The 14,688-nt window shown below is 64.2% G+C and carries 17 protein-coding genes and 1 tRNA gene; 5 read left to right on the top strand and 13 right to left on the bottom strand.

Going from position 1 to position 14,688, the window contains the following annotated elements; translation table 11 throughout:
* Positions 1-120: 120 nt before the first annotated feature.
* Positions 121-196 (top strand) — tRNA-Lys (locus SK854_RS20535).
* Positions 197-274: 78 nt separating this feature from the next.
* On the opposite strand, the gene SK854_RS20530 is transcribed toward SK854_RS20535, so the two are convergent.
* From SK854_RS20530 to SK854_RS20495, 8 genes are all read right to left on the bottom strand, one after another.
* Positions 275-1,453, bottom strand: a complete 1,179-nt coding sequence (locus SK854_RS20530; RefSeq protein WP_319976711.1) for a site-specific integrase — start codon at positions 1,451-1,453, stop codon at positions 275-277.
* Positions 1,453-1,647: a helix-turn-helix transcriptional regulator gene (locus SK854_RS20525; RefSeq protein ID WP_065915790.1), complete on the bottom strand. Its 195-nt coding sequence runs from the start codon at positions 1,645-1,647 to the stop codon at positions 1,453-1,455. Before SK854_RS20525 ends, SK854_RS20530 begins: the two co-directional genes overlap by 1 nt.
* 16 nt (positions 1,648-1,663) lie before the next feature.
* Complete coding sequence (locus tag SK854_RS20520; RefSeq protein ID WP_319976710.1) at positions 1,664-3,268, bottom strand: replication initiator; 1,605 nt, start codon at positions 3,266-3,268, stop codon at positions 1,664-1,666.
* Entirely contained in the window at positions 3,265-4,755 is a 1,491-nt protein-coding gene (locus tag SK854_RS20515; RefSeq protein ID WP_319976709.1) for an FtsK/SpoIIIE domain-containing protein, read from the bottom strand. Before SK854_RS20515 ends, SK854_RS20520 begins: the two co-directional genes overlap by 4 nt.
* A 391-nt stretch (positions 4,756-5,146) precedes the next feature.
* Positions 5,147-5,407: an AMED_5909 family protein gene (locus SK854_RS20510; protein ID WP_319976708.1), complete on the bottom strand. Its 261-nt coding sequence runs from the start codon at positions 5,405-5,407 to the stop codon at positions 5,147-5,149.
* Positions 5,394-5,654 (bottom strand): hypothetical protein, encoded by a 261-nt coding sequence (locus tag SK854_RS20505; protein WP_319976707.1) that lies wholly within the window; start codon positions 5,652-5,654, stop codon positions 5,394-5,396. The genes SK854_RS20510 and SK854_RS20505 overlap by 14 nt, the downstream gene beginning before the upstream one ends.
* Positions 5,654-5,854 carry a hypothetical protein gene (locus SK854_RS20500; RefSeq protein WP_090066052.1) on the bottom strand — a complete coding sequence of 67 codons (201 nt, stop codon included), beginning with the start codon at positions 5,852-5,854 and terminating at the stop codon, positions 5,654-5,656. The genes SK854_RS20505 and SK854_RS20500 overlap by 1 nt, the downstream gene beginning before the upstream one ends.
* 3 nt (positions 5,855-5,857) lie before the next feature.
* The gene (locus SK854_RS20495) at positions 5,858-6,313 is read right to left on the bottom strand and encodes a hypothetical protein (protein WP_090066053.1); all 456 of its coding nucleotides are present in this window, start codon (positions 6,311-6,313) and stop codon (positions 5,858-5,860) included.
* A gap of 158 nt (positions 6,314-6,471) precedes the next feature.
* On the opposite strand from SK854_RS20495, the gene SK854_RS20490 reads away from it, so the two are divergent.
* Together SK854_RS20490 and SK854_RS20485 are read left to right on the top strand one after the other, a co-directional pair.
* Positions 6,472-7,215 (top strand): DUF5919 domain-containing protein, encoded by a 744-nt coding sequence (locus tag SK854_RS20490; RefSeq protein WP_319976706.1) that lies wholly within the window; start codon positions 6,472-6,474, stop codon positions 7,213-7,215.
* Between the two features lie 10 nt (positions 7,216-7,225).
* On the top strand, positions 7,226-7,699 hold the full coding sequence (locus SK854_RS20485; RefSeq protein WP_319976705.1) for an NUDIX hydrolase: 474 nt from the start codon (positions 7,226-7,228) through the stop codon (positions 7,697-7,699).
* Here SK854_RS20485 and SK854_RS20480 read toward each other — a convergent pair.
* The 3 genes from SK854_RS20480 to SK854_RS20470 are packed head-to-tail and all read right to left on the bottom strand — an operon-like array spanning position 7,684 to position 10,049.
* Positions 7,684-8,265, bottom strand: coding sequence for an HD domain-containing protein (locus SK854_RS20480; RefSeq protein ID WP_319976704.1), 582 nt, complete (start codon positions 8,263-8,265; stop codon positions 7,684-7,686). The genes SK854_RS20485 and SK854_RS20480 overlap by 16 nt on opposite strands.
* A gap of 4 nt (positions 8,266-8,269) precedes the next feature.
* Positions 8,270-8,965 carry a hypothetical protein gene (locus tag SK854_RS20475; protein WP_319976703.1) on the bottom strand — a complete coding sequence of 232 codons (696 nt, stop codon included), beginning with the start codon at positions 8,963-8,965 and terminating at the stop codon, positions 8,270-8,272.
* Between the two features lie 46 nt (positions 8,966-9,011).
* Positions 9,012-10,049, bottom strand: a complete 1,038-nt coding sequence (locus SK854_RS20470) for a DUF6414 family protein (RefSeq protein WP_319976702.1) — start codon at positions 10,047-10,049, stop codon at positions 9,012-9,014.
* A gap of 733 nt (positions 10,050-10,782) precedes the next feature.
* On the opposite strand from SK854_RS20470, the gene SK854_RS20465 reads away from it, so the two are divergent.
* Positions 10,783-11,055, top strand: a complete 273-nt coding sequence (locus tag SK854_RS20465; protein ID WP_319976701.1) for a hypothetical protein — start codon at positions 10,783-10,785, stop codon at positions 11,053-11,055.
* A gap of 142 nt (positions 11,056-11,197) precedes the next feature.
* Entirely contained in the window at positions 11,198-11,929 is a 732-nt protein-coding gene (locus SK854_RS20460) for a DUF7873 family protein (protein ID WP_319976700.1), read from the top strand.
* A 403-nt stretch (positions 11,930-12,332) separates the two neighbouring features.
* Here SK854_RS20460 and SK854_RS20455 read toward each other — a convergent pair whose 3' ends face one another.
* Together SK854_RS20455 and SK854_RS20450 are read right to left on the bottom strand one after the other, a co-directional pair.
* Positions 12,333-13,208, bottom strand: coding sequence for an acyl-CoA thioester hydrolase/BAAT C-terminal domain-containing protein (locus tag SK854_RS20455; RefSeq protein ID WP_319976699.1), 876 nt, complete (start codon positions 13,206-13,208; stop codon positions 12,333-12,335).
* Complete coding sequence (locus SK854_RS20450; protein WP_319976698.1) at positions 13,192-14,637, bottom strand: DHA2 family efflux MFS transporter permease subunit; 1,446 nt, start codon at positions 14,635-14,637, stop codon at positions 13,192-13,194. Before SK854_RS20450 ends, SK854_RS20455 begins: the two co-directional genes overlap by 17 nt.
* Between the last annotated feature and the right edge of the window lie 51 nt (positions 14,638-14,688).

Here is a 14,688-nt window from a genome sequence, read left to right as displayed (position 1 = left end):
GCCTGATCCTCTCCGTGGCTGCTTCTTGGGCCTGGTCCGGCCGTGGAGGTGGTGCTTCAACCGTGAGGTTGGCAACCCGGAGGACATGCGGAGGTGGAGATCGGTAGGCTGTCCCGGCGAGGGCTGCTAGCTCAATTGGCAGAGCAGGAGACTTTTAATCTTCGGGTTCAGGGTTCGAGTCCCTGGCGGCCCACCAAACCCCCAGGTCACAGGCCTGGGGGTTTCGCTTTGGAAGATCACTGATACGCCTTTGATGCGCTTTACTCCGCGACTCTCAACCTCCAGCCTCTCCCGGTTCGTCCTGCTCAGGCCGGTCGAGTGCCCCTTCCAGCGCGTCGGCGGCCTTCCGGTCGACCACCTTCCGAGCCAGGTAGGTGTCCTGGGTCATCGACGGCCGGGCGTGCCCGAGCTGGTCCGCGACGACCCGTGCAGAGAGCCCCGCCTCATCGAGAATCGTGGCCGCCGTCTTCCGGAAGACGTGCGAGGTGACCCACGCGAACTCATCGCCTCCACGGGCGTTCCGGAGGTCCCTGCGAGTGTTCGACGGGTCCCGGAGGCCGCCGAGGCTGTTCGGGAAGACCGGCCCGTTCGGGAACAGCGTGACCCCACGTCGCCGCCGCAACATGTCGAGCGCCCACTTGGGCAGCTGTAGCATCCGCTCGCCCGCCTCCGTCTTGGTCGACTTCCTGATCAGCCCGAGCCCGCTGGCCCGGATGACCGTGTAGTTCACGTCGACCGTTCCGGCCTCGAAGTCGACGTCGTCCCAGTAGACGGCCAGCGCCTCACCGATCCGCACGCCCGTGGCCATCATGAAGCGCGACAGGTCAGGCAGGTCTTTCCGGACCGCTACCGGGTCTGACTCCAGCATTTCCAGCCACAACAAGCGCTCCTCCCGCGTGAGCGCCCTCGGGCTTTTCTTACGCCCGCTCTCCAGAGGGTCCGTGTCCCTCACGGGGTTCGTGTCGAGCGCCCTATCCCGAACAGCGATCCGCAGGGCACCCGAGATCACCGAGCGCGCCGTCTTGGCGCTGTCGACCCCAACCGACCGCCACACCATGCCCAGGAACGCGTCGATCCGTGCCACGGTCATCTCACGAATCCGCAGCTCACCGAGGCCCGGAAGCACATGCCGGCCGAGGATGCTGCGGTACGTGTCGAGGCTGCTCGGTGACCGCTTGCCCATGTCCACGAGCTTCTGAAACTTCATCTGCCACGCCTCAAGCGCGTCCTTGAACCGGCTGTCTGGCGTCAACGAGTCTCCCGTCGGGCCTTTGCGCTCGGAGAGCGCCTTCTTGAGCCTCCGCTCAGCCTCAGGCTTGGTCTTCCCCCTGCGAAGCACCGGCCGTGTCTTGCCGTCGAAATCGCGGTAGTTCGCGACGGCGGTCCAGCCTGCTTCCGTTTGATTGCAACGAATCTTGCCGTACGTGCCGATGTCGAGTGGTGGACGAGGCATCAGGCCGCCTCCTCAAGCAGGTGCTCGAACCAGCTCCGCACCTCGGACGGCAGGTACCGCAGGTGCTTCCCCAAGCGCCGTGCGGGCGGGCCGTAGTTCTTCGTCCGCCAGCCGTAGAGCGTGTGGACCGGGACGTTCAGGTAGGCCGCAACGTCACTGACTGTCCACAGTGGCTCAAACTGGTGTGTCTCCATGATGTTCCCCCTTAGATCAAGCAGCGTGCGGTGTTGCCGAACTCCCCGGAGGTCCGGCGGATGCAAGCAGCGCGGCCGTGTATTCGGCCTTCCACCTGCGGCGCTCTGCAACGGCGCTCAACAGCAGGTGTGCCCGTGGTGGCACGTTCGGGTCGCCGGGCTCGACGTTGTTCCAGACGACCCGTTGGGGCTGGTCCTCGTGCTTGATGCCGACGTCCGCGAGCAGTTGCCGAACGAACGTCTTCCGGTCGTGCTTGTGGTCAGCGAGCGACTTCCCGGACCACTTCCGCGACACGAGCACCCGCCGACCAGCAACGCCGAGCGTGGTTCGCTTGTGTGCCTTGCCATTGCACTTGCCCGGCACCGTGGACAGCCGCGCTCCCCGAGGCTGGACGCCGTAGAGCAGCCACACGGGACACTGCGGCGAGCAGGGCGTCACGGCCAGCTCAGCGCACAGCCGTTCGGCGTGGTCTTCCTGCCGGGCGGTCTGGGCGTCGAAGCACTCGTTGATGCTCTTGGTGAGGTACTTCGTCAGGTAGCCGATGTGGCGGCCGGCCTCTTCCGTGCCGCCGAGGATGCCCTTCGAGTGCACCTGCACCCCGAACCGCGCGACGTGTGCGGGTCGCTCCACCTGGTCGATGGCGTCTTCCCAGGTAGGCAAGGCCTTTCGAGTCTGCGGATCAACGAACCCTTTGGCCCGGACGTCCCAGACCGGCAGGTTGTCACCGCTGTACTTGATCTCGTCGTGCTCGGGCCACCAGACCTGGTGATACGTGGCCTCAGCAACCGCGCGCAGCTCAGCCCGCGAGATGCTGCCCCGAACCGCCGCGTGCCAGTGCGGAGCCAACCGCCTCTGCGGCTCGACCGCCGAGAAGTACTGAACCTCCCAGCCGACGCACCTCCGAAGGTTCTGAACGAACCGGTCCAGCAGCGCCGCGAAGTGCACCGCGTCCCGAGCAGCACGCCGGTAGTTGTAGGTGGCCGGATCAACAGGCGTGCCATCGCTCCGGACCTTGCCGTAGGTGTCGAGCGTCAGCGTGAGGAACGTCGAGGGCTGGTACTTGCCTCCAAAGACCTTGCCGACCGTGCGCTTGCTGACCGGCCGCCGAGGCAGGTTGGGCGCGTCCTGCCGCCGCTTGGTCGACCGCTTCCGAGCTGCCTTGAGCGGCACTTCCAGGGAGGGGAGTGAACCGCGGACTCCGAGTTGTCGAAGTTCGGTGTCGACCTCCGCGACGTCTTCCCGAACCTCTTCGGCTCCGACTTCGTCGCCCTCGTCGAGGGCCAGGCGGAAGGCCTTCACGAGGTCAGCCCGGTAGGCGGTCAGCTCCCGCTGATCGTCGCTCGGAGCGTCCGGCGTGAAGTCGGGTTCCTCAGTGAGGTGCCATCCCTCGCGACACTGCGCCATCCGCAGACGCCGGTTCTTCTCCGCGCAGGTGGGGCACACACTGGCCACGGTCGAGCCGCACGGCACAGGCACGATGTCCACGCGCCCGGTGTCGAGGTCGATCCGCTCCTTGGCCAACGGCCGGATGCACACGCCGTGCTCTTCAGCGACGGCACGAACCACGTCGAGCGCGGCCGGCTGCTTCATTCGCTCTGAGCGCGTCAGGTACTCGGTCATGCCGCAGCCCTCCCATCCGTCCACTCGGGGAACTCGTGAACCGTGGCCGGGGCGAGGTAGACGCCCAGCTCGACCAAGTCCGCGTCGGTGACGTTGAAGGCCCTTGCACGCTCGGGTTCGCGTTGCCCGTCTTCCTTGCCCCAGGCGACACCAGGCGTGTTCTCGCTGATCTCGTGAGCAGCCGCACCCCGTTGCCGAACGCCATCCCCGAGGACCATGTCCACCTGCACCGGCTCATCGAGGCGCAACGCCACACGAGTCGTGAACAGGTGCCGAAAGCCGACGATCTCTTTGCGCGGGTCCTGGACCAGGCCGACGACGGCGTAGCCAGGTGCACGTCCCTGAGATGTGATCGTCTGGATAGCCCGCGTCGCGCGCTCACGCAGGTTCCGGTCCGACTGGTAGGCGATCAGGTCCGCCAGCTCATCCACGATCAGGACCGTGAACGGCTCACCAGTGCTGCGCGCCCAGAGCCGCCGGATGCCCCGGTATCGAGTGGCGCGCTCCTTGACCTCAGCGGCGATTTCTTCAAGCAGGGCAACAGCTTCCGGGCCGTTGTCGTAGACGACCTTCTCGAACGCGTCCGGACACTGCCCCAGCTCCATGCCGCCCTTGGGGTCGATGCCGACGAGGCGGACCATTCCAGCTTTGATGGCTGGGGCGAGCTGCCAGACGATCGACCACAGCACCGAGCCCTTGCCCGCACCGGGCACGCCGACCACGAGTACCTGAGAGCCGAGCAGCCGCAGCCGCCAGGGCTTGCCGGTCTCCGTACGGCCGACGACTACGCGCTTGAGGTCGACCTCTCCGGGGTCGGCGAGCTGAGGCACCGCGACCGGACGCGCCAGCGGGTCAGCGTGGATGAAGTCGAGCTCAAGCACCCGAGGCTTGAGCACACGAACACGGCAGGACCGCGCGTTGAACGAGTGCGCCAGGTTCTCCCGCCGCAGCTCCCACTGCTCAGGCGACTGCGCCGGGATCATGCGCACCCGGACCTTGTCCCGCCAGCCCTCGGAGCGCACACGGCGCAGCTTCGGCCGGTACTCACGCCCCCGGTTGTCCTTGGACAGCTCAGCCAATCGCATGACGGTGCGCCACTGCGGCACGTACACCGTGAGCCGCCGCCACTCGGTCAGGACGCGGTACCAGCCGTGCCGCAGGAACGAGTCTCGATCGAGGCCGTACCAGACGGTCAGGGCGCACACGAGCGACAGCAACGCGATCACCAACGGCGAGAGACCGAACTGGTGATAGGCGCCGTAGCCGCCGAGGCCGGCCGTGGCTGCGACCGGGTATCGAACCGCCAGAACAGCCAGTAGCGCGACCAGGCGGACGGCGAGCCAGAGCAGCGCGAACGGCGCGAGCACGAGCTTGACCCAGCCGGGAAGCCATACCCACCAAGGGACCTGCGGACGTGCGCCCTCGAACGGCGCGGGATCGACCCAGCGGTTGCCCTTCATCGCGCACCGCCAGCGCACTTGAGGCACTGAAAGACGCTGCCCACGCTCGGGATGCGCCCAACAGGCTGGAACGCTCCCGAAGCGGCGGTGTGCTGCGCCCTACAGGTCAGGCATTCGAAGCCCCTAGCCTGCGCAGCCGTGAGTTCCATCGTCTCCAGCGAGCCGCCATCGAGCATCACGACGTAGCTGGAAACGGTCTGCCTGGTGGAGATCATCCGATCCCCGTCTAGCGCACGAATGCGCTCAGGCTCTACGCTCATCGTTGTTCACTCCTGAGTTGGGTGGACAACGCAGGAGCGGCGAGGTTGGTAGCCGGGTTCCGCTCCTGCGTCTCACGTTCTCTTTGCACCGCAACAAGACGTGCGGAATCGCCACATGACCCAGCAGAGTCACGCGCTCCGTCCAATAAGGACTGTTGCTACTTCTTCGCCGTCTTCGTGACCTTGATCGCCTCCCCCTTCTCACGCTCACGGTTCGCCCAATACATGGCCTCGTGGTGGTGGCTGCGATCGGTCTCCGCGACGCGTGCATAGACGGCGGCCGAGCGGAGGTAGTAGTCCTTCAACACAGCGGGCGCAGACTTGGGATTGGGCAGGAGCTTGCTCAGCACGTCGTGCGCCTCGCTCAGCGTCCGAACCTGCTCAGCAAGGCCCCAGTGCATCGCCTCAACTGCGGACATCAGGATCTCCCTCCGCCAAGGCGTGCCGGCCTTCCTGACCGCCGAGGTGATCCGCCAGTTTGGAAGCCTCACGCGACAACTCCCGGCAGAACCGCATCAGCACGTCCGAGCCGCCGGGGAAGGGCGGGAGCTGAATCGCGATGTTGACCGGGTCGAGGTAGATGGCCAGCGCCGGAACCTCAGGCGTCACCCGGACCATGGCCGCGCCCGCGTCTTGACCGGGCGTGCAGGTGGCGTTGAACCCCATCACTGACCACCCCGCGCCGCATCGAGAGCCGTCTGACCCTCCGCGACCGCCTCAGCAAGCCGGGGCAGCGCTTCCGCGTCGACCACCAGGACTGCCGGAAACGCGTTGCCCAACCGGAACTCGACCCGTCCGGCGAAGACGAGCGGTTCCACCCGAATCGGCAGGTTCGCCGTCAGGTGCAGACGCATCAAGTCGGGCACGGATCACGCCGCCTTAGGTGCGGGCTTGGCCGCGACGATGGCCTTCATGCCGGTGGCCCGCAGGCTGTAACCCAGCTTCGCCCGGCAGCGGTGCCGCTCACCGACGTGGCCGCCACGGCAGCCCTTGTCATCGATCCACGGCGTCACCGTCAGGCCCTCGAACATCGCCGGGCGGATGTCCGTACCCGGAATCGCCTCCGGCGGCACCGGCTGGTGAGGTGCCGAGATCTTGACCGTGACCGCAGCGTCCGCCTTGCGCTCCGCAGCCTGGTCGATAACCAGGACGGACCACACGAGCTGACCGGTCTCCTTGTCCTTCTCCTGTTCGACGGGGAGGCCCTTGGCGCGCTCTTCAGCCGACTGGAACTTGAGCACCGGCTCGACGCCCATCACGAGCGCGCCCCTCGGGAACACGAAGTCGTGACCCGCCGGGAACCTGCTCCCACCTGTGATCGCCATCGTCGTTCTCCTGACGTTTGTGCCGGTCGGGGCCGCTCCCCGACATCTCGACACCTACGACTTTCGACGAATCGAGAGGACGTCAACACCACACAACAGGACAACTACAGACGTCTCAGCTACATTGAAGTCGTCCCTAGTTGTACGGAGGGTGGCTCATGCCGAACCAACGCCTGCGGGATGCGTTGCTGCGCAACACTTTGGGCTTCGATGAAGTCGCCAAGGCAACCGGCGTAGACCCGAAGACCGTCGAACGGTGGATCACGCAGGACCGGACACCGTACCCACGCCACCGACACGCCATCGCCGCGATGGTCCGCGAGACCGAGACCTACCTCTGGCCAGACGCCGTCGCGCCAGAGAAGAAGAAAGAGATCAACGAGTCCGAGGTCGTGCAGGTCTACGCACACCGCCATGCCGTGCCGCAGGAGATCTGGGGACACCTGATCGAGCAGTCCAAGATCAGCATCTCGATCCTCGTCTATGCCGGCATGTTCATGGTGGACAACCCAGCCTTGATCAAGACGCTGCGCCAGAAGGCGGAGAGCGGCGTCAAGATCCGCTTGCTGCTCGGAGACCCCGCAAGCCGTGAGGTCGCGCGCCGCAGCGAAGAAGAGGGCATCGGCAAGACCACGCTTGGCGCGAAGATCCGTAACGCCCTCGCGGTCTACAAGCCGTTGGCCGAGGTGTCAGGCGTGGAGATCCGCGTGCACGGCACGACGCTCTACAACTCGATCTACCGCTTCGATGACGAGATGCTCGTGAACACGCACGTGCACGGCTTCATGGCAGCCCACGCGCCGGTCCTGCACCTGCGGCGCTTGTCCGGGGGCGACCTGTTCGAGACGTACGCCGAGAGCTTCCAAGGCGTCTGGGATGGCGCGAAGCCGCCGAAGTGGTAGGCAGGTAGGCATGGCTCGCACTGATCACTACAACGACCCGAACGCACCGAAGGCGACCAACATCGTCGTAGCGGTGACGGCGTTCGTGCAGGACGAGCAAGGCCGGCTGTTGATGATCCGGCGGACCGACAACGACCTGTACTCAATCCCTGGCGGGGCGCAGGACGTTGGCGAGACCATCGGCCACACCGTCATCCGCGAGGTCAAGGAAGAGACCGGGATCGACGTTGAGCCCGTCGACATCATCGGCGTGTACTCCGACCCTGCGCACGTCATCGCCTACACGGATGGCGAGGTGCGGCAGCAGTTCTCCATCTGCTTCCGGGCACGGCTGATCGGTGGCGAGCTGCGGACGAGCAACGAGTCCAGCGAAGTTCACTGGGTAAGCCGCGGAGACCTCGACGTGCTCAACATCCACCCGTCCATCCGGCTTCGGATCGAGCACGGGTTCGAGGAGCGATCGACGCCCTACTTCGCGGTGTAGTCGACTCCTGCCGCGCGGAGGCGTTCTTCAGTGCACTCGACCGCAGCGACCAACTCGGGCTTGGCCTGCCGAATGAAGAAAGTCACCAGGTCTTCTGGGCCGTACCGCTTCTGGATCTCTTCGATTCTGTCATGCACGTTCGTTGGCTTACCGTCGGGCGTCGTCGTCATATCCGCCCACCATAAGGCGTCACGAAGCGCGCCCTCCTCGTCACCCCATACTGCGAGCTGCGCAGAAAGATTGCGCAACTCCGCTTCACGGTATGCACATGAGTGATGAGCAATCAACGCACAAAGGCGCCCATCCATACCGACGCCCCTCAGATAGCAAGCCCCGTCAAGCGGATGAAATCCTGTCTTCGCCAGCTCAGGAGAGTATCCGATGTCATGAAGCACAGCTGCTGCCACTAGTAGGTCTGCATCGTCGCGTGAGAACAGAGGGGAACACAACTCAGCCGCCCGAGCTACACCCTGAACATGTCGCCACCGACGAGGCAACGATTTTGCAAGCGCCTTCTTCGAGAGAAAGAACGCAGCTTCTAGATCAACAACCGAGTCGCGTGCCATCTAACTACTCACCAAGAGGGAACTTGCGAGAAATATTCACAATGAAAGCCACTCCAGCATCCTTCTTGACGTTGACGTCATATTCAATTTCGTTATGGTCGACGAACGCAAGCCTGGCATGATTTTGCTCATTTACATCTGCGCTAGTCAGCCTAAGCAGATCAGGCGAGACCGCGTGTCGACGATAAATCATACCTTTGACCAGACGAACCGCCTCATCCTCGGTAAGCGGCTCCACGTAAGGCTCGTCGAATACGCGATCCCCCAACTTACGCCCGAAAAACTTCAGCAGATCCCACGCCACATTCGAGGCAACCCAGCCTGACACCGCAACAACAGCACCGATTACTACTGCATCGGCACCCCAGTTGAAGTGGCTCTTCTCGATCTTCAGGTTGAAATATGGAGGCTGCTTGACGCCTTCATATTCGACGCTACCAGCTTCGCGAATGAAACTCTCTACAGCAACCTCAAATTCACCTAGATCAATACCTTTGCCGCCACCATGAACAATCAGATGCCATTCACTAGAAGCCTCTTCGGCCATCTGGTCTTCTGTCTCAAAAACAACGAGCCTCAGCTGATCGAAATACTTTCGCGGCGCATCATAACTCGACTCCATCGGTGTCGCCATTGCCTTCCTGCCACTATTAGCCAGCATCGAGATCCATGCACGTGCATTACCTTGACGGCGCTCCAACTGGAGTCATGACTCCACCAAACAAGGCCCAAGAAAAACTCAGCATCTACTTTCGTTCAATAACCCGATAAACCGCAATTGGAATGACCGAAAGAGCAGGATGCTGCGGCAGATCCGTCAATCCCGTGGCAGCCACTTCCTCAATCATTCCATTAACCATTCGAACAAAATTGTTCCGGTCGAATTTTCCTTGCATTGCCTGCGAAGATGCAGAGTTCTCCACAGTTCGCCCCTCGACCTCTTCGGTTGATTTTGAGTAGTGACCGACCGTGCCCACCACCGTCCAGCTTTGGGATGAAGCGCCGAACCGGGATCCGATTATGGGGGCATCCGCATCCAAGTAGCGACGATTCTCAAGAAGCCTTGCATTAACAGTCATGTTGTTGCGCGCACCCGAACTCACCTGGACCAGGTTCAATCCGGGGGAGAACAGACCTCGCGAGGTCCGCACAATCGCACGCAAGAAATCCGCAGAGTAACCAAACTCTGCCCCAAAATCCTCGATCTTACTTTCAAGTCTAGTATCTTCCACCACCTGCTTCTCGCCGGACGGCAACTTACTTGGACGCTTGGGCTGATTCTTCTTTGATCGAACGGGCTGATCCTCCTCTTGCCCGGACATCTCTTCAATAGCGGAATTAAACGCCTGGTAACCCGCTAGCGCTGTAGACAGATTGCCAAACATCGCCCCAAGATACGTGCTGTCAAACAAAAACCCATCGGCAGTCAGGCGAAATAGAGAGCCCTCAGGACAGATCGATTTCACATCGTCGAATACCTCTCCACCGTCCTCACTGAAGAGATCACTAATATCAGTCAGCCAACCGTCTTCTAGCGCTTCCTCAAGCTCAGGGAAAAGCGAGTCAAGCATTGACCTTTGAATATACGACTCTGAACCATGCTCCGGAGCGTATGAAAGTACCTTGTTCCAGCCCACGGTCGTTCTACTATTGTCTTTAGCGGTCAGCCTTGATTCCTCTGGCACACCCGAATCCAGTTGGCCAGCAATGGACTTAACCTTGTCAACATCAACATAAAGGTAGTCCCGCAGAATCTGGCGAGGAAACCTATCTTCGCTAGTCATACGCGACAATAACACCTTGCCGAATTGTCCTCTACTGGATCAAGGCCGCCGCTGGCGGCACGCTCCGCGTGTACGGCGAACACCTTCCATCCCGGCACTCCCGGCATCCGCTTCGCTGCGCCGGTCGGCCGGGCGGCGCAGCGCACCGTCCTCCGGCCTTGCCTAAGCCGACGAGCTCGCCCGTAGTGCCATGCCGGCCAGCAGCTCCCTACGAGCGCCGTCAGGGTCACCGCGGACTGCCGGTCCTGGCGCTCGACTGCCGCGCCGGCTTCGCCGCCTTGCCACCGATCAGGCACCAGGCGAAGCCGCAGGAGCGCTCGATGAGCACCAAGCCGGGCCACCCCCGACGCCACGAGCATGACAACGGCCGACAGCGCCGCGTCAAGGCTGGAACGAGTACCTTGACCCAGCACCACCGGCCGCGTTCTTGGCTCAGTGTCGGGATGATGGCAGGGGTGTGGACGGTCCCAGAAGGACCAAGATCATGATGTGCTTTAGTCTCGCAAAACGTCGATAAACGTCGCAAAGCGACTGTCCACAGTGCTCAGATCAAGACCGCATCCGCGCAGGTAGTGAGCACTGTCGAGGAAGATCGACGAACAACGCCAAGCGAAGGCTCTTACTCTTCGGGTTCAGGGTTCGAGTCCCTGGCGGCCCACCAAACCCCCAGGTCACAGGCCTGGGGGTTTCGCATTGGCGGAGCCACCCCTCACTTAGCCTCACAACTCCGGGCATGGCCACGGGCCTGGCCTCACCCGAGGGAGACGCCGTGGACGCGATCAGCAGATACCTCGATCTCGTGGAAGAGGTCATGCGGCGATACCCCGATCAGCGCGAAGGCCAGGCGCACTACAACGCCTTGCGCATGGGATGGCCGCATCTGGAAGCGCAGGTGCTCGGCACCGACCGAGACTGCTACAGCTCCGACAAAGCGTTGCCCGCGTTGCTCGCATGGGTCGACCAGGTTCTGCCGGGCGAGGCGCAGGACCCCGACGTGCCGGCATGACATGGCCGGCAGCACCGCTTCGGGACAGGAATGAGCACCTTGGCCCAAACTCAACCGGCGTCCGTTGCCGCGGCGAGCTGAAATCGCGTGCAGGCACGGCTTTCCGGCACGTAGGGTGCGCGAGACCAAAGGGGGGTGCGGCATGACGAAGCTGAACCAGATCATCGCGGTGGAGAAGAGTGTCAAAGGGGGCACGCTTCGGGACCTCACCGACGCGCATCACGGGTTGCAGAAGCCCGCGCTGCTGGCCGGTATCTCCCGGACGTACCAGCCGAAGGACGAGGACGGCGAGGTGTTGCCGCCGGAGTCCACTCGCGTGCAGATCAAGGCCGAGGACGTGCTGCGGAAGACCGCTTCCGTGATGACTCGGCTCTTCGACGTCACGGCGACCAAGGACTGGGCCAACTGCGTCGCGAAGGCTGATGTGGTGGTGGACGGGCAGACGTTGCTTCGCGACGTGCCTGTGTCGTATCTGCTGTTCCTCGAGAAGCAGCTGACCGACCTGCACACCTTCGTGAAGAAGCTGCCGTTGCTGGACGCGGCCGAGGACTGGAACTTCGACGAGTCCGCTGACTACTGGCGCACCGAGCAGGTTCGGACCATTCGCACCAAGAAGGTGCCGCGCAACCACGTCAAGGCTGAGGCGACGGAGAAGCACCCGGCGCAGGTCGAGGTGTACTACGAGGACATTCCGGTGGGTTACTGGACCACGGTGAAGTTCTCCGGTGCGCTGCCTGCCCGTCGGGTCAACGAGCTCGTCGACCGGGTGGAGAAGCTTCAGCACGCGGTGAAGTTCGCCCGCGAGGAAGCCAACAACATGGAGATCACCGACGAGCGTGTCGGTGCGGTGGTCTTCGACTACCTGTTCCGATAGCGTCCACAGACTCCCCCGCTGGAGCGCGGGGGTGCGCTCCCGTTGGGAGCGTGAAAGCTGAAACTGAAACGTCAGCCTGAACCACTCGGTCACCAGTGCAGGTTCGAATCCTGTCCCCGGCACCATCACGCCGGGGTAGCCCAATCGGTAGAGGCAGCCGGGATCAAGCTCAGACTCTCGCTCCAGAATCAGCATTTCCGCCGAACGCCAGATCACCCGAGAACGGACAAGACTCGCCGAGGTGCAGGTTCGAATCCTGCTGGCCGCTCTGCTCGTGCGGCCGTAGCTCAACGGAAGAGCGCGGCGACCTAAGGACTGATCCGTCTCTTAAACGTCGCTGGTGTGCGCAAATGGGCGGCAAAACGGGGCCCTGGACTGGACATGTCCGGGGCCCCACCCGCGTTCAGGGGCCGCGCAGGGCGTTCAGGACGTGCGGCCAGGCGGCTGTTCCCAAGGCCGCGTCGTCGGCGTCGGTGCCGCCGTAGCAGAGGTACGTCGACGGGCTTGCGGGTTCTTCTCCCGGCAGGCGGGGGCGGTGGCCTGCGGCGGGCCGTTCGATCAGCACGGTGGGGAGTCCGGTGGCGAGCCTGCGGTCTCGCAGTGTTCTCGCGGCGGGAAGCGACGGCCAGGTTTGGTCGTCTCCGCCGGCGACCAGGACCAGTTCGGCCTTGGTGTTCTCCGCTGGGATGGCCGCTGCCTCGTAGTGGTCGGGGTAGAGCTCGCGGCTGTGTTCGTACCAGCCTCGCAGGGATACGAGGCCGTCCTCACGTGGTTTCGGCTCCCAGGTCTTGTCGCGTGGCACGAACGGGAGCGGCTCGCCTTGCCAGGTCCACGACGAGCGCCACGGGTGGCTTTGGCCGTCAGTTCCCGCGCCGAGGTTCGCCCAGGTCACGGATGGTGGCGACAGGGCCACGACAGCGGCGGTGCGTTGGTCCAGGACGGACAGCCACAGTGCGGCTTCGGCGCCCTTGGACAGGCCCAGCGCGGAGAGTCTCCCGGCGCCTTCGGTCTGGAGGAGGTCCAGGCCCGCGCTGAACGTTTCCAGCGGGACCTCGCAGATTCCTGGCGGCTGGCCCTCGCCGCCGTACCAGCGCAGTCCCAACGCCATCAGGCCGGCGCGGGCCAGGAGCCTGCACCGGTCGAGCGTGCCTGGGCCGTAGGAGCCGTGCAGGACCAGCACTCCCGCACGGCTTCCGGTTGCCGGGCGCACGAGCACGCCCTGCACGGCACCGGTGATCTCCTGCTCGACGATGTCCAAGAACTCAGTGGGCGATGACATCGCCGGACTTCGTGGTCCGGCTCGGCAGCATGACCGCCACGACGATCGTGGCCGCGGCCAGGACGGTGGCGATCACGAACGCCAGCTTCATGCCGCTCAGCTGCGCCAACGCCGCGGTGGTGCCGTCTGCGACCAGTTGGCCGGTGCGGGCGGACATCACCGTCACGACCAGGGCGGTGCCCAGGGCTGCCGCCACCTGCTGGAGCGTGCCGAGGATCGAGCTGCCGTGCGGGTACATGTTCGGCGGGAGCGCGCCCATGCCGAGGGTGAAGATCGGGGTGAACGTCGCTGCCAGGCTGATCATCAGGAGTACGTGCAGGGCGAGTACCTGCCAGTACGGCATGGTCATCGAGACCTGGGTGAAGCCGGCGAGGGAGAGCACGATTCCGATCGAGCCCGGCAGGACCAGCGGACGGCTGCCGAGGCGGTCGTACAGGCGGCCGACGGTCGGGCCCAGCAGGCCCATGCCCAGGCCGCCCGGCATGAGGAGCAGGCCGGTCTGCAGCGGGGTGAGGCCTCGCAGGTTCTGCAGGTAGAGCGGGAGCAGGATCATCGAGCCCATCATCGCCAGGAACGCGATGCACATCAGGGCCAGCGCCAGCGCGAACGTGCGGTGGGTGAGGGTGCGCAGGTCCATGAGGGGCGCGCCGGTTCGCTGCAGTTTGAGCTGGCGGAGCACGAAGAACGCGATGGTGGCGGCACCAGCGATGACGATGCCGATGCTCGGGCCCAGGTTCGATTCGCCCTCGCCGAAGAGGCTCAGGCCGTAGACGAGGCCGCCGAAGCCGAGGGTCGCCATGGCCGCGCTGGCCCAGTCGAGGGTGCTGACCTGGGGTTCGCCGATGTTGTCGAGGTGGCGCAGGCCGAAGTAGGTCACGGCGCCGGCGATCGGGAGGACGGCCACGAACAGCAGGCGCCAGGAGCCCAGTTGCAGGATCACGCCGGAGATGGCCGGGCCGAGGGCCGGGGCCACCGAGATCGCGAGCGTCACGTTGCCCATGACGCGGCCTCGGTCCTGCTCCGGCACGACGGTCATCAGCGTGGTCATCAGCAGCGGCATCATCACGGCCGTGCCCGCGGCCTGCACGATGCGGCCCAGCAGCAGGATCGTGAACGTCGGCGCGGCGGCGGAGATGGCGGTGCCGGCCAGGAAGACGCCCATCGCGATCGCGTAGCCCTGGCGGGTGGTGACGCGCTGCAGGAACCAGCCGGTGACCGGGATCACAGCGGCCATGGTGAGCATGAACGCGGTGGAGACCCACTGCGCGGCCTGTTCGGTGACGTGCATCGACTCCATCAGGCGCGGAATCGCGTTGATCATGAGCGTTTCGTTCAGGATCACGACGAACGTGGCCAGCACCAGCAGACGCACCACCAGGGGTGTCTTGCCCGCTTGTGCGGTCGGCCGGTCTTGGATCGCAGCAGGCATGTCAGGCCCTCACTAGGTTGCTGGCATCAGGTTCTTCGCGACACCGGTGGA

The organism is Lentzea sokolovensis (assembly GCF_033949975.1).
GTDB classification, from domain to species: Bacteria; Actinomycetota; Actinomycetes; order Mycobacteriales; family Pseudonocardiaceae; genus Lentzea; species Lentzea sokolovensis.
This window is presented reverse-complemented; position numbering and strand designations above follow the sequence as displayed.

Bases quoted from the DNA above. Each gene is read 5' to 3' on its own strand.
- SK854_RS20530 (WP_319976711.1), bottom strand. From the start codon at position 1,453: ATGCCTCGTCCACCACTCGACATCGGCACGTACGGCAAGATTCGTTGC.
- SK854_RS20525 (WP_065915790.1), bottom strand. From the start codon at position 1,647: ATGGAGACACACCAGTTTGAGCCACTGTGGACAGTCAGTGACGTTGCG.
- SK854_RS20520 (WP_319976710.1), bottom strand. From the start codon at position 3,268: ATGACCGAGTACCTGACGCGCTCAGAGCGAATGAAGCAGCCGGCCGCG.
- SK854_RS20510 (WP_319976708.1), bottom strand. From the start codon at position 5,407: ATGTCCGCAGTTGAGGCGATGCACTGGGGCCTTGCTGAGCAGGTTCGG.
- SK854_RS20505 (WP_319976707.1), bottom strand. From the start codon at position 5,654: ATGGGGTTCAACGCCACCTGCACGCCCGGTCAAGACGCGGGCGCGGCC.
- SK854_RS20495 (WP_090066053.1), bottom strand. From the start codon at position 6,313: ATGGCGATCACAGGTGGGAGCAGGTTCCCGGCGGGTCACGACTTCGTG.
- SK854_RS20490 (WP_319976706.1), top strand. From the start codon at position 6,472: ATGCCGAACCAACGCCTGCGGGATGCGTTGCTGCGCAACACTTTGGGC.
- SK854_RS20485 (WP_319976705.1), top strand. From the start codon at position 7,226: ATGGCTCGCACTGATCACTACAACGACCCGAACGCACCGAAGGCGACC.
- SK854_RS20480 (WP_319976704.1), bottom strand. From the start codon at position 8,265: ATGGCACGCGACTCGGTTGTTGATCTAGAAGCTGCGTTCTTTCTCTCG.
- SK854_RS20470 (WP_319976702.1), bottom strand. From the start codon at position 10,049: ATGACTAGCGAAGATAGGTTTCCTCGCCAGATTCTGCGGGACTACCTT.
- SK854_RS20465 (WP_319976701.1), top strand. From the start codon at position 10,783: ATGGCCACGGGCCTGGCCTCACCCGAGGGAGACGCCGTGGACGCGATC.
- SK854_RS20460 (WP_319976700.1), top strand. From the start codon at position 11,198: ATGACGAAGCTGAACCAGATCATCGCGGTGGAGAAGAGTGTCAAAGGG.
- SK854_RS20455 (WP_319976699.1), bottom strand. From the start codon at position 13,208: ATGTCATCGCCCACTGAGTTCTTGGACATCGTCGAGCAGGAGATCACC.
- SK854_RS20450 (WP_319976698.1), bottom strand. From the start codon at position 14,637: ATGCCTGCTGCGATCCAAGACCGGCCGACCGCACAAGCGGGCAAGACA.